Origin of the sequence: Rhizobium sp. 2YAF20, assembly GCF_052114685.1 — a bacterium.
Classification (GTDB): domain Bacteria; phylum Pseudomonadota; class Alphaproteobacteria; order Rhizobiales; family Rhizobiaceae; genus Rhizobium.
Window position 1 is genome coordinate 59,053 of the sequence record NZ_JBFRFF010000018.1, and the last position, 11,834, is coordinate 70,886.

Consider the following 11,834-nt stretch of genomic DNA (forward strand, 5'->3'; position numbering starts at 1 on the left):
CGCCATCACTTGTCGCCCCATCCAAACCCTCGATCACGCCCCCCGATACGCCGCAGGGTATAGGCATCGCTCGCCGCCAGTTCTTCGCGATGCTCAGGCCACTTCTCCCAGTTGTCCCAAACTGCGCTGATGAGCTTTCCTGTGATGCCCAAGGAGGCGTCACCGCCAAGGAAGAGAGCAAGTCTGGCGACATCGTCCATGGAGGTGCCCCCAGTGGCAAACACCGTCTCGGCAATCGAATATTCACGATCGCCAGCCTTTTCGGCGCCATCCGCAAGTACCTCGCTCAACATGGCGGTCTTCATGGCACCGGGGGCAATGGCATTCACTTTGATCCCAAACTGTTTCACCTCCTCAGCGATAGTCTCGCTGAAGCGGACCAAGCCAGCCTTCGCCGTCGCGTAAGCGCTGAAATTGGGACGAGGGCCGGTTGCACCGCCGCCCGACAAGTTGACGATCGAACCGCTTCGCTGATCTATCATCAGCGGGAGAAGGCCGCGGCACAGATCGATTGGTGACAGCAGATTGACTTGGATCGCCCGGGCCCAATCGTCGGCAGTCGTCGACCAGAGAGGTCCGAGCGGGCCTTGTGTTGCTGCGTTGTTTATCAACACGTCAATTCTGGAGAATTCCGAGCAGACCGTTTCAGTGATTCTCTTCGAGGCCGCCGGATCTGACAAATCGGCAACGAAAGCGCGCGCGCGCTGAGCACCCATCGGCGGCAACATAGCAAGCAAATGGTTCAATTCCACATTATTGCGGGCAACCAGGAATAGGCTGTAGCCCGCACGCCAGAACGCGGCCGCCAAATGAAAGCCCAAACCGCGGGATGCACCGGTTATTAAGCAGATCTTATGCTCAGCCACCCGCGACTCCATATGGCTGTCCGGTTATCTGATATTTGTAATCCACAATCTTCGAGATCAGGTACCACGGTAGTATATCCAGAAACATACTTCGATCATGAAGGCCGATGTTCTTCAAAACCTTATATTTTATGATGTCCTTGAACCCAGTGTTGAATGCGCATTGCGCAGATACGAAACCGGTCTCACGGAGGCACCGCCGCAAAGTGCCTGGCTCAAAAAACGAAATGTGAACGTCTGGCGCATGGGTGTATCCCCACTCCAACAAGCGCGCGCTCCAAGGCGCAGCGTTACCTGTCGTCAAAAACAATTTTCCGCCTGGCTTCAAAAGGCTGCGAATCTTTTTGAAGGCCTCAAGAGGATCGGCAATATGTTCAAAAACCTCGATCGCGGTAACAAAGTCGAAGCTGCCGGCGTGACTGTCCAACTCCTGAGACGTCAGAATAGGTATCCCCGACGATCGACCGAGATCAGCGGCCCACCCGTCTTCCGACCCGACGACATCAAGCGATCTTTGGCGCGCGTATCTGACAAGTCCGCCGCCGCCGCATCCGAAGTCCAACCACTTTCCACCCGTTGGACAAAGGGTCGAGAATATCTGACAAAGTCCGCGATATTCATAAAATCTGATCGTCAGCCCTGGATTTTCGTTCTCGTAGACGTAATCCACCATCGGATCGCCGCCTTTGCCGCGATAATAGTCTTCATTGTAGATGTTCTCAAAATCTGATCGATAGTTCTCGACAAACGAAAAATTGCACTCGGAACAACGACAAAATTTGAACAGTCGGCCATCTATGCGTCCAGCGCGCGTCCCGATGAACGTGGTCTCGCTACCGCAAATGCGACACGGCGGGCCATCGGTCATTCTCTTACCTCGAAGACCCATTCATTCATTTGCAGAAATTCGACGGTCTTCAGCACCCCTTCCCGAATGCTGCATTTGGGCTTCCAGCCAAGTGCCTGTATGCGTTTGGTATCGAGAAAAATGAAAGGGTTGTCGCCTATCCAGCCGCGATCACCGCCGCTGTATTGCAATTCCGGTTTCACTCCAAGCGTCTCGCAGATCCAACCGATGGAGTCGTTGACCTCGCAATATCCATCGACTCCAAGATTGAAGATATTGACCTTGCCGTCGGCCTTGTCCATCGCAAGCAGAATGGCATCGATGCAATCCTGGACGTAGAGATAGGATTTCCGCTGCTTGCCGTTGCCAAGCACTGGCAGACGCGACGGATCGGCTTTCAACTTGTCGTAAAAATCGAAAACGTGGCCATGCGTGTAGCGTTCGCCCAGAATGGAAACAAAGCGAAAGATGCACGCCTTGAATCCGAAACCTTCGCAATAGGCCGAGATCAAGCCTTCGCCTGCCGCTTTCGATGCACCATATAGCGATGTCTGCACCGGAAAAGGACCGTCTTCCGGCGTCGGAATGACGGAAGATTCGCCGTAGACCGAGCCAGTCGAAGAAAAGGCGATACGCTTGATGTCGTTTGCGCGCATAGCCTCAAGCACGTTGTAGGTCGCGATCGTGTTCTGTTCGAGGTCCTTGCGCGGATGACTGGTCCCGAACCGCACGTCGGCATTGGCGGCCAAGTGGAAAACCGCCTCCCCGCCCTTGAACGCCGCTGTAAGCGCATCGAGGTCAAGCAGGTCGAGTTCCATTAACCGAAACTGTGGGTTCGTCATGGCGCCGTCCAGGAAGCGACGCAGGCCGGTCGAAAAATTATCGACACCGATGACCGAGTGGCCATCTGCGAGCAGGCGATCCACAAGTGTGCTGCCGATGAAGCCTGCGCAACCTGTGACAACATATGTATGGCTCAAAGCGGTCCTCTATCATGATGAAAAACCCAGAATTTCGTCATGCCGTAACCCAGGCCGATGGTGACGATAATTGCCAACAAAGCCCCCAGATAGGTCGACTGTCGTCCCCAATCGACGACAACAAAGACGACAGCCAAAGTGATGAGATAATTGGCGAATGCTACGATCAAATATCGCATCAGTTCTCTGATCACGTTGGCATTGCGGCTATCGAAGGTGAAGATTTTGTTTGCAAAGAAATGAAAAGAGATGGCGCAGACATAGGAAATGCTGATCGCCCAGAAATGTCCGAGATGAAGAAGCTGGACCGTTACAAAGACCAGGCCGAGATACAACAGCACCGTTGAGCCGCCTACGCCCAAATATTTAAAGAGCTGTCGCAAATTCTGCTTGTCCATCAGCATCATGTCGACAAGGGGCCCTTCGGCTTGAACGTGGCGCCGATGCATAGATTGCAGAACTTCAAATTGACGGGAATTGGGAAGTAAGTTGAGGACACCACGATGAAGTACTTCGACAATTCCTCGAAAATTTCCTCCGGAAGATTGATGTGTTCCCGTTCAATGAACCAGCGATAGGGTTGCTTGTAGCGCCTTTCAAAGACACGCTGGGCGGAGATCCGCCGTGCCAGGCTGTAAGCAAGGCTCCCTTCGCAGGGAATTACGATCGACACCGACCCGTCGTCCTTATCGCAAAGCCGGTACATTTCCTTGACCGCTTCCGGTAGATTGGGCAGGTGTTCGAGCACGTGGATTGCCAGTACCCGGTCGAAATAGCCGTCCTCGAAACCCATGTGCTTCTGGCAGTCGCCAACAACCGACTGGATTGCCGGGAACTTCTTGCGCAGTTCGGCAACCATATTGTCGCGTATATCGACCGCGACGTAGTTCCTTGTCTGCTCGTTGCTCAGTTTTTCGTAGTTCATGTGCTCGCCGCTACCGGCGCCGATTTCCAAAGTGCGCCTGAAATTAGCCGGCGCGTGTTTTACGACGTAGTTGTGGTTGAACTCGTCAACGATGCCGTATTTGGCGGGAAGCACATCATGCCAATGCTTCATGAAGTCGTCGCTGATCACCCGCTGTTCGGGTGTCAGCGGGGGGAATACCTTGGGCCATTTAGCTGATTGCTGCATCTCGGCGCTCACCCCGTGGCTTCTCACCAAAATTCACTTTTCGATCGAGAATATACATCGGGCGACGTTTCACTTCGTCATATATTCTACCGACATATTCCCCAATCAGACCAAGGCCGAGCAGTTGCATCCCCGAAAAGAAGCTGATGAACAGAACCGTGGTGGACAAACCCGGCGTAAGATCCACACCTATCAATTTTTGGAAAACGTACCACGCACCGAGTAGGAAACTCAGGCCAGCTAGAGCAAAGCCCGTCAAAGACATCAGAAAAAGTGGTCGGGCGCTGAAGCTGACGAGCCCATTCAGGCCGATTCTCAAAGATCCGGTTAGCCGATTGTAATTTCCAGTGCCTGCAAAACGCTCGTCCCGGTCGTATTCAATAAAGCTTTGTTTAAATCCGACGTAGGCCACAAGGCCGCGCAGGAAGCCGTGGGTTTCGTTCAAGCCCCGCAGCTCCTCGATTACACGCCGGGTCATAATTCGAAAGTCGCCCGTGTTGCGTGGTATCTGCACGTCGCTAAGCTTGTTGATTACTGAGTAACCGAGACTGGCGATCACTTTTTTGATCAGCGTTTCACCCCGCCGATTGCGGCGCGTTGCATAGACGACTTCGAAGCCCTCTGACAGCTTTCCGTGCATGTCCTTTATAAGTTCCGGCTGATCTTGAAGGTCGACATCTATAACGACGCAAGTCTCCCCGGTGCACGCCAAGATTCCTGCCATGGTCGCGGCCGGCTGGCCGAAACGGCGAGAGAAGATCAAGAGCTTGATATTCGGGTTGCGATTTATCTCTTCAAGGATGACCCGCTCTGTCCCGTCCGGGGAGGGATCTAAAGAGAATATAATCTCATAAGACCTGTCCATTTCTTCGAACAATGCTTCAGCACGCGACAAGAACGGCCGAATGTTCGCTTCTTCTTTGTAGACCGGGACAACGACGGATATTTGTGGGCGCATAGTCATCTCTAGCGTACGCTACTGAGTTAGCATGGGCTTCTTTGGCGGTAGCTTTGCGCTTTTTAAATTGATTCTGAGAATTATTGATTAACCTTCGCAAATTATGCGGTCAGACATTTAAATCTCGAAATGCTCTTCATCCCCAAGCCCCATTCCGCACGAGCCCTGCCCTCACATATGTACCCGATCTGTTTCAGATCACAGTCTGCACTCCAGCCTGGATCAAAGCCAACTACTCGGACTGTAAGGCTGTGTTGAGAGGCGGTACGCGCAAGCACCTCGGTTTTTATTCCATCCCGTCGCGAAAATCTTCGCAACTACCTCACATCAGAATGAAATCCTTGGGCAGCGGTGGCGGTGGCAGGTCGGTTTCGCCCATCGCCTCGCGCAGATTGATCTCGATCGTATCGGCAAGCGCGCTGATCGCCAGCGCGTTCGGCTGGTTGCCGAACGGATCTTCGAGTTCATCGCCGAGCGCATCGAGCCCGAAGAACGTATAGGCGACGAGCGCTGCGACGAACGGCGTCCCCCAGCCGAGCGCATCGACAAAACCGAAAGGCAAAAGGAAGCAGAACAGATAGGCGGTGCGATGAAGCAGCAAGGTGTAGCTAAATGGCGGCGGCGTGTTGCGGATGCGCTCGCAGGCCGCCTGCACCGCCCCCATCTGCCCGACGCTTGCGTCCAGCATCTGGTATTGAATATCGGTGATCCGGCCTTCGGCACGCAATCGCGCAAGGTCGGCGCAAAGCAGCCGCAACAGCAGGTCCGGTGGATTTCGAGTGGCGCGATAGAGATCGATGATCCCGCCTTCGAGGTGGCGGACAACCTTTTCTTCCACGCCTCCGGGTCTGAGATGACTGACCAGCGCATGACCAAAGGCGATCGTCAGGTTCAAAAGCTCCCGGCGCTTGAGGCGACCCTCCTTGCCATGTGCCGCCTCCAGCATCAGCATCTGGCGGGCAAAGCCGCGCGCGACGTAGATGAGTTGACCCCAGTTGCGCCGCGCCTCCCACCAGCGGTCGTAACAGGCATTGTTGCGAAAGCCGAGAAAGATCGACAGCGCAATACCGAGCAGCGCAAAGGGCGCGCCGTTCAGCGAGAGAAACACGCCAGGCCTTGCCTCATGTCCCCAGACGATCGCCACCGACAGCAGGAAAATGACGATCATTTGCGGCAGGATGCGCACAATGACCGAGCCGCGAACGATGAAGAAGAGCTGCAGCAGGCTCGGCCGCGGGCGGATGATCATGGGGCATTCCTAGGAGAAAAGACGAAAATCGGTAGAGACGGGCGAACATCGCGGCTTTGACGCCGGGCGTCAAATCTCTATTACATTTCAGGCATAGACCTGCCAATTCGAACAGGAAATTGGATGAACTGACATGAGCGTGAGACATACGGACGGTAGCGCGGGCGACGCAAACTACGGCACGATCGGCCAGAGCTATTCAAACTACCGCCAGCCGGAACCGCGCATCGCCGCCGTGATCGACGCAGCTCTCGGCGACGCCCGCACCGTCCTCAATGTCGGCGCCGGCGCCGGTTCCTACGAGCCGGTTGATCGGGACATTACCGCCGTCGAGCCCTCCGCCTCGATGCGGTCCCAGCGCCCGGCGCATCTGTCGGTCGCGATTGACGCCGTCGCCGAAGACCTGCCTTTCCCCGACAAGCATTTCGATGCCGCGATGGGCACCTTCACGATCCACCAGTGGCCGGACCTGAAGGCAGGCTTGAGCGAGATGCGCCGCGTTACCCGCGGGCCGGTCCTCATTCTCACCTGCGATCCGGACGAGGTCCAATCCTTCTGGCTGAACGACTATGCGGCGCAAGTGCTTTCAACAGAGGCGCGGCGATATCCCTCGATGGCTGCCATCCGCGATGGCTTCGCCACCGAGATCGATATCCTGCCAGTGCCGATCCCGCTCGATTGCCGCGACGGTTTCAACGAGGCCTATTACGGCCGGCCGGAAATGCTGCTGGAAGACGGTGCCCGGCTCTCCTGCTCCGCCTGGAGTTTCGTCTCGCCGGAGGTCGCAGCCGGCTATATCGCCAGACTGCGCACTGAAATCGAGGATGGCCGCTGGGACGAGAAATACGGCCAGTTGCGGACGCAGCCGGAATTCCAAGGTTCGCTCTACCTTATCGTGTCGCAAGGCTAGGCTTGGGCACGCCGCATCCGCTATCCGGACGCGGCGCGCGCAGTCGATGAACACTCAGTTAGCCGCTTCGACCAGCACCGGATTGGCACGATATTCCTTGGGGAACAGCCGCTTCAGGTCATCGATCTTCGGAAGATCGTTGATGACGATATAGGGATAGGTCGGATGGGTCGTCAGGAAGTCCTGGTGATAACCTTCCGCCGGATAAAAAGCCTTGTCCGGCTCAATCTTGGTGACGATCGCCTCGCCAAACGCGTGCGCCTGATTGAGCTGATCGATATAGGCCTTGGCGACGCTTGCCTGCTCGGCCGTAGTCGGGAAAATCGCAGACCTGTATTGCGTGCCGCTGTCCGGCCCTTGGTAATTCAGCTCGGTCGGATCATGCGCGACGGAAAAATAGATCTGCAGCAGGTGTCCAAGGCTGATCTTCTTCGGATCGAACACGACCTTGACGGATTCGGCATGGCCCGTGGTGCCCGTACTGACGGTCTCGTACTGAGCCGCGCCCTTGGCGCCGCCGGCATAGCCGGATGTGGCGCTGACCACTCCGTTGACATGCTGGAACACGCCCTGCACGCCCCAGAAGCAACCGCCGGCGAGCACGATCGTCTCGCTACCGGAACTGGCCGCCTCATCGGCTGTGGGCGCCGGGATTTGCCTCGCCTCGCCGGCCACGGACGGGGTGAAATTGAGCGCGAAGCCGCCCACGAGCACGATAGCGGCGGCCGAGGCGAGGAAGCCCGCCCGTCGAGACAAGAACCGCACGATGGTATTTTTTGATGACGTCTTCATGGATGATCTCCTATCAACCGAAGGTGAATGCGTAGGCTTGTACGCCGGGATCGAGGAACTTTATCTCGAACGTGTGGTCGGCAACCGGGCCGCTCGTCCGGACGAGTTGGTAGAGACGCTGCCCGGTGACGGTTCCCTGCCCGGCTTCATCGGTGTCAGTGCCATGGTTTGCTGCCGGCGGCTTGCCGTCGATCGTGACGGCAAAGCGCACGGGCTTGCCGTCAGCTCCAGGTCCCAGCACCAGATGCAGGTCGCGGGCATGGAATTTATAATAGATGCTGCCATCCTTGTCGTTGAGCACGGCCTGTTCGCTGCCGACCGTCCAGTTGCCGGTGAGACCCCACTGGTTGAGCTGCGGCTGCGATGCGGCATAGGTGTGGGCCGCGTCGTTGACGGTGCCTTCTGTCCCGACGAAATTCTCTGAACGCTGCCATCCAACATAGGTTTCCTGGGACTGGACGTCGCTGCCGTCCGAGGCGGCTTCAGTGCCAGTCGCCTTGACGTCGACGACATCGCCGGCAACGCTGGTCTTGCCCGCTTCAGCCAGAAGCTGCTGGATGACGTGTTCAGACTGATCGTACTCGCCCTCGCCGAAGTGGTGGTGGCGGACGCGACCCTGCGCATCGATGAAATAATGGGCCGGCCAGTACTGGTTGTCGAAGGCGCGCCAGATTGCGTAGTTGTTGTCGATTGCAACAGGATAGTCGATCTTCAGGTCGCCGATCGCCTTTTTGACGTTGTCGATATTCTTCTCGAAGGCGAATTCCGGCGCGTGAACGCCAATGACGACAAGACCTTGGTCCTTATATTTGTCGGCCCAGGCCTTCACATAGGGAAGGGCGCGCAGGCAGTTGATGCAGGAATAGGTCCAGAAATCGACGAGTACGACCTTGCCCTTCAGCGATTCTGCGGTGAGCGGCGGCGAATTCAGCCACTGAACGGCGCCGTCGAGCGAAGGCATCGTGTTTTCGACGGGCAATGCAGCAGGTGCCGGGGCCGCCGCCTTCATCATGGCATTCGCGCCACTCATCATTGCGGTATTGGCGCTCATCATCGCCCCGTTGGCATCGCCAGCCTTCATCGCGTTGGTGGCGCTCATCATGGCATTCCCGCCCTTCATGACGACGGAGGGCTGATCTCCGCTCGAGCCTTGCGGATGGAACTTGTCGAGCAGGCTCTGCTCCAGCGAGCCGGTGCTGGCAAGCGAGGCCTGCGTCAGGAAACCGGTATCGGCGCCAAGCGAGATCGCTCCGACGGCCACGAGCACTGCAGCGCCAAGGCCGCGACGGACCCACTGGCCGACGCCGAGAGAATTGCGCATGACTTGATAGACCCGGCCTCCGATCAGCAAGGCCAGAGCCAGCGAGGTGGCAGCACCCAGTGCATAGGCAAGCAGCAGCAAGGTCGTGCCGACGCTTGCGCCTTGAAGGGCGGCGCCCGTCAGGATCAAACCGAGCACCGGCCCGGCGCATGGAGCCCAAAGCAAGCCGGTAGCGACGCCGAGAAGCAGCGAGGCGACGACCGTCGACCCACCCGCGCGACTGCCGCGATCGGCCGATTGCGACAGGCTTGCCCCGAGCGAGACGAGCGGCCGTGTCAGGTAGTCAGACAGCGCCGGAAACAACAAAATGACACCGAAAGCGGCAAGCAGCACCAGGGCCGCGAACCGGCCGTACTGATTGGCTTCCACCGCCCAGCCACCGCCGACGGCGGCAAGTGTGGCGACCGCTGCAAAGGTTGCCGCCATGCCGACGAGCATCGGCAGCGTGCTGCGCATGAAGGGTTGGCCCGCTCTTGCAAAGACAAAGGGCAGGACCGGCAGGATACAAGGGCTGACGATCGTCAGCACGCCGCCCAGATAGGCGAGGAGGAAGAGAAGCATGGGATCAGGACTTCCGTATCAAGCAGAAACAGTGTGGAATTTAAGCGCGACGCCGTTCATGCAGTAGCGAAGCCCCGTCGGCTTCGGCCCGTCATCGAAGACGTGGCCGAGATGGCCGCCGCAGCGCGTGCAATGCACCGCATCGCGCACCATGCCAAAGGACGTGTCCCGCTCTGTCGCAACGGCGTGTTCGATCGGCGCCCAGAAGCTCGGCCAGCCGGTGCCGCTGTCGAATTTGGTGCTGGATAAGAACGCATCCTGATCGCATCCGGCGCAGGCGAAATTGCCCTTGCGCTCCTCATGCAGCAGCTCGCTGGTAAAGGGTCGCTCGGTTCCCTGGTTGCGCAGGATCTCGAATTGATCCGCCGACAGCAACTTGTGCCATTCCGCATCGGTATGGGTCACAGGAAAGGTCTCTGCAGCCCTGGCCGGGCTGGTTCCCCAGCTCAGCCTCGTGGCAACAGCACCAAATACGCCCGCCATAAGCAGATATCGCCTGTTCAACATCTCAGAAGCCTCCAATGTGACTGGATAATCTTGAATTCTACCAGCTGATACGGAAGGACTGGGCATATTGTTACACACGTGCGTGTGAAAACACCAAAACGTGAATGTCTTTTGGAAACAGCCAGGTCAGTGCCTTCTGGCGTGGGGCGGTGCAAAGCTGACACTCAGGACCTGGCCTGAGGGCGAGATCCCGCTTACCCATGGAAGATCGGGCAGCGCCGACGATGTTGCCGAAGCCGTGCTGTTTCTTAGCATCCGTCGTTCCAGGCATATTGGCGGCACGCCGATCTGGATCGACGGCGGGCAAGGTCTTCTGCGGTGACGAACTCAGTAGTGCGGCGGACGGGTGTTCGCCGGCGCTTCCAGGTTTTCGCCTTCCATTGTCAGGAAGCGCTCGGTGAGCCGGTCGAGCTTTGCCCGCGTCTGCTCGACAACGCGCCACTGCTCCGCCAGCTGATCCGAGAGCTCCTCGATCGTCTTTGCCTGGTGGGCGATGATTTCCTCGAGCTTGGTAAGACGGCTCTGTTCGTCGGACATCTCTAGGTATCCTTGTCGATCGTAAGGCCTGCAGCAGACATCAGATTTCGACATCGATGGCAAGCCCGACCCGCCGGGACAAGACTGAGCTCCAGCCCACGGCTCAGCCTGCCGTCGGCATATTGTAAGGGGTGATGATCTCGACGGCGGACGGGGACGACACGAGCGCCCGCCCGCCGATCGCGCCACGGCTCATGATCGCCCGAAATGCGCAGCGGGCGTCGGTCCTCAGATCGTGGTGCAACACGAAGGTAATGCGCCGGTCCCTCAACAGGGCGCGATTGTCGGCATCGAGATCATGGGCGACATAGATGCGAATATCCCGGCCGGCAGCCTCGAATGCCGCAAGGACAGCACGATTTCCGCCGCCGATCGAATAGACGGCATTGATATCGGGATCCTGCACCAGCACCGATGAAACCAGGCTTCCGGTTGCAATGTCCGTTCCGTGCCCCTCGCTGATCTCCCGGATGCCGACATCTGGAAAGCGGTCTCGCATGACGCGTCTAAAACCGATCTCCCTTTCCTCTTCGCCCCGGAAGCGGCTACTCGAAAGGGTCACGAGCACTTTCGCACGCTGGCTTGCGGCACATTCGCCGATCAGATAGGCCGCCGTTTCGCCGGCGGCGCGATTGTCGGCACCGGCATAGGCAATCCGTCCGGTATTCGGCAGATCCGTCACCAATGTCACGACGGGAATGCCGGCCTCGACGGCGCGACGGATCGCCGCGCCCACATCGGCGACGTCGGGCGCCTTTACCACCATACCGTCGGTGCCGCGCAGCCGGATGCGGTCGATGAGCAGCGCCAGCTCAGCCGGCCGCATGACTTCGTGAAAGTGAAAGCGGCAGCGAAAGATCGTCGGCAGGTAGGTGGCGACCTCAGCCTCGAAGGCATCCCGCACCGCAGCGGTAAACCGCTCCGGTGCTTCCATCAGAATGTCGATGGCAAGCTTGCTGCCGGTGGTCTCGGCGCCGGTCTGCTGTTTTTCCAGTTCCGCAATCGCCGCCCTCACCCGCATCTCGGTCTGGCGCCGGACGCCAGGGCGGCCATTCAGCACCCGATCGACGGTGGCAGTGCTGAGGCTTGCCTGGAATGCAATGTCCTTGACGAGAAAGGGATGGGCCAATGGCATGCCGTTCTGATGGATTTTTGATGGATCTCTGATCTATAT

At 57.9% G+C, this 11,834-nt stretch carries 13 protein-coding genes and 1 pseudogene; 2 read left to right on the forward strand and 12 right to left on the reverse strand.

Going from position 1 to position 11,834, the window contains the following annotated elements:
• Window positions 1–5: 5 nt before the first annotated feature.
• The 7 genes from AB4Z52_RS20015 to AB4Z52_RS20045 form a co-directional block, all read right to left on the reverse strand.
• Entirely contained in the window at window positions 6–866 is an 861-nt protein-coding gene (locus AB4Z52_RS20015; RefSeq protein ID WP_442219667.1) for an SDR family NAD(P)-dependent oxidoreductase, read from the reverse strand.
• Window positions 859–1,734, reverse strand: coding sequence for a class I SAM-dependent methyltransferase (locus AB4Z52_RS20020; protein ID WP_442219668.1), 876 nt, complete (start codon window positions 1,732–1,734; stop codon window positions 859–861). The genes AB4Z52_RS20015 and AB4Z52_RS20020 overlap by 8 nt, the downstream gene beginning before the upstream one ends.
• Window positions 1,731–2,693, reverse strand: coding sequence for an NAD-dependent epimerase/dehydratase family protein (locus AB4Z52_RS20025; protein ID WP_442219669.1), 963 nt, complete (start codon window positions 2,691–2,693; stop codon window positions 1,731–1,733). Before AB4Z52_RS20025 ends, AB4Z52_RS20020 begins: the two co-directional genes overlap by 4 nt.
• The gene (locus tag AB4Z52_RS20030) at window positions 2,690–3,100 is read right to left on the reverse strand and encodes a GtrA family protein (RefSeq protein ID WP_442219670.1); all 411 of its coding nucleotides are present in this window, start codon (window positions 3,098–3,100) and stop codon (window positions 2,690–2,692) included. Before AB4Z52_RS20030 ends, AB4Z52_RS20025 begins: the two co-directional genes overlap by 4 nt.
• The gene (locus AB4Z52_RS20035) at window positions 3,097–3,825 is read right to left on the reverse strand and encodes a class I SAM-dependent methyltransferase (RefSeq protein WP_442219671.1); all 729 of its coding nucleotides are present in this window, start codon (window positions 3,823–3,825) and stop codon (window positions 3,097–3,099) included. Before AB4Z52_RS20035 ends, AB4Z52_RS20030 begins: the two co-directional genes overlap by 4 nt.
• Entirely contained in the window at window positions 3,809–4,783 is a 975-nt protein-coding gene (locus AB4Z52_RS20040) for a glycosyltransferase family 2 protein (protein ID WP_442219672.1), read from the reverse strand. Before AB4Z52_RS20040 ends, AB4Z52_RS20035 begins: the two co-directional genes overlap by 17 nt.
• 322 nt (window positions 4,784–5,105) lie before the next feature.
• Window positions 5,106–6,032: a bestrophin family protein gene (locus tag AB4Z52_RS20045; RefSeq protein ID WP_442219673.1), complete on the reverse strand. Its 927-nt coding sequence runs from the start codon at window positions 6,030–6,032 to the stop codon at window positions 5,106–5,108.
• Window positions 6,033–6,165: 133 nt separating this feature from the next.
• On the opposite strand from AB4Z52_RS20045, the gene AB4Z52_RS20050 reads away from it, so the two are divergent.
• Window positions 6,166–6,942 carry a class I SAM-dependent methyltransferase gene (locus tag AB4Z52_RS20050; protein ID WP_442219674.1) on the forward strand — a complete coding sequence of 259 codons (777 nt, stop codon included), beginning with the start codon at window positions 6,166–6,168 and terminating at the stop codon, window positions 6,940–6,942.
• Between the two features lie 54 nt (window positions 6,943–6,996).
• On the opposite strand, the gene msrA is transcribed toward AB4Z52_RS20050, so the two are convergent.
• The 3 genes from msrA to msrB are packed head-to-tail and all read right to left on the reverse strand — an operon-like array spanning window position 6,997 to window position 10,123.
• Window positions 6,997–7,734, reverse strand: a complete 738-nt coding sequence (msrA, locus tag AB4Z52_RS20055; protein ID WP_442219675.1) for a peptide-methionine (S)-S-oxide reductase MsrA — start codon at window positions 7,732–7,734, stop codon at window positions 6,997–6,999.
• A gap of 13 nt (window positions 7,735–7,747) precedes the next feature.
• Window positions 7,748–9,616, reverse strand: a complete 1,869-nt coding sequence (locus AB4Z52_RS20060) for a cytochrome c biogenesis protein DipZ (RefSeq protein WP_442219676.1) — start codon at window positions 9,614–9,616, stop codon at window positions 7,748–7,750.
• Between the two features lie 18 nt (window positions 9,617–9,634).
• Window positions 9,635–10,123 carry a peptide-methionine (R)-S-oxide reductase MsrB gene (msrB, locus tag AB4Z52_RS20065; RefSeq protein ID WP_442219677.1) on the reverse strand — a complete coding sequence of 163 codons (489 nt, stop codon included), beginning with the start codon at window positions 10,121–10,123 and terminating at the stop codon, window positions 9,635–9,637.
• Between the two features lie 172 nt (window positions 10,124–10,295).
• Here msrB and AB4Z52_RS20070 point away from each other — a divergent pair.
• Window positions 10,296–10,445: pseudogene (locus AB4Z52_RS20070) on the forward strand (3-oxoacyl-[acyl-carrier-protein] reductase); the annotation flags it as partial.
• A 5-nt stretch (window positions 10,446–10,450) separates the two neighbouring features.
• Here AB4Z52_RS20070 and AB4Z52_RS20075 read toward each other — a convergent pair.
• A complete protein-coding gene (locus AB4Z52_RS20075; RefSeq protein WP_442219678.1) occupies window positions 10,451–10,660 on the reverse strand; it encodes a SlyX family protein in 210 nt (69 codons plus the stop codon).
• 103 nt (window positions 10,661–10,763) lie between these two features.
• Window positions 10,764–11,789: a LacI family DNA-binding transcriptional regulator gene (locus tag AB4Z52_RS20080; RefSeq protein WP_442219723.1), complete on the reverse strand. Its 1,026-nt coding sequence runs from the start codon at window positions 11,787–11,789 to the stop codon at window positions 10,764–10,766.
• Window positions 11,790–11,834: the final 45 nt, after the last annotated feature.

What these genes read in the sequence shown, in the direction of transcription:
- AB4Z52_RS20035 (WP_442219671.1), bottom strand. Translation starts at nt 3,825, where the DNA reads ATGCAGCAATCAGCTAAATGGCCCAAGGTATTCCCCCCGCTGACACCC.
- msrB (WP_442219677.1), bottom strand. Translation starts at nt 10,123, where the DNA reads ATGTTGAACAGGCGATATCTGCTTATGGCGGGCGTATTTGGTGCTGTT.
- AB4Z52_RS20050 (WP_442219674.1), top strand. Translation starts at nt 6,166, where the DNA reads ATGAGCGTGAGACATACGGACGGTAGCGCGGGCGACGCAAACTACGGC.
- AB4Z52_RS20075 (WP_442219678.1), bottom strand. Translation starts at nt 10,660, where the DNA reads ATGTCCGACGAACAGAGCCGTCTTACCAAGCTCGAGGAAATCATCGCC.
- AB4Z52_RS20030 (WP_442219670.1), bottom strand. Translation starts at nt 3,100, where the DNA reads ATGATGCTGATGGACAAGCAGAATTTGCGACAGCTCTTTAAATATTTG.
- AB4Z52_RS20020 (WP_442219668.1), bottom strand. Translation starts at nt 1,734, where the DNA reads ATGACCGATGGCCCGCCGTGTCGCATTTGCGGTAGCGAGACCACGTTC.
- msrA (WP_442219675.1), bottom strand. Translation starts at nt 7,734, where the DNA reads ATGAAGACGTCATCAAAAAATACCATCGTGCGGTTCTTGTCTCGACGG.
- AB4Z52_RS20040 (WP_442219672.1), bottom strand. Translation starts at nt 4,783, where the DNA reads ATGCGCCCACAAATATCCGTCGTTGTCCCGGTCTACAAAGAAGAAGCG.
- AB4Z52_RS20060 (WP_442219676.1), bottom strand. Translation starts at nt 9,616, where the DNA reads ATGCTTCTCTTCCTCCTCGCCTATCTGGGCGGCGTGCTGACGATCGTC.
- AB4Z52_RS20045 (WP_442219673.1), bottom strand. Translation starts at nt 6,032, where the DNA reads ATGATCATCCGCCCGCGGCCGAGCCTGCTGCAGCTCTTCTTCATCGTT.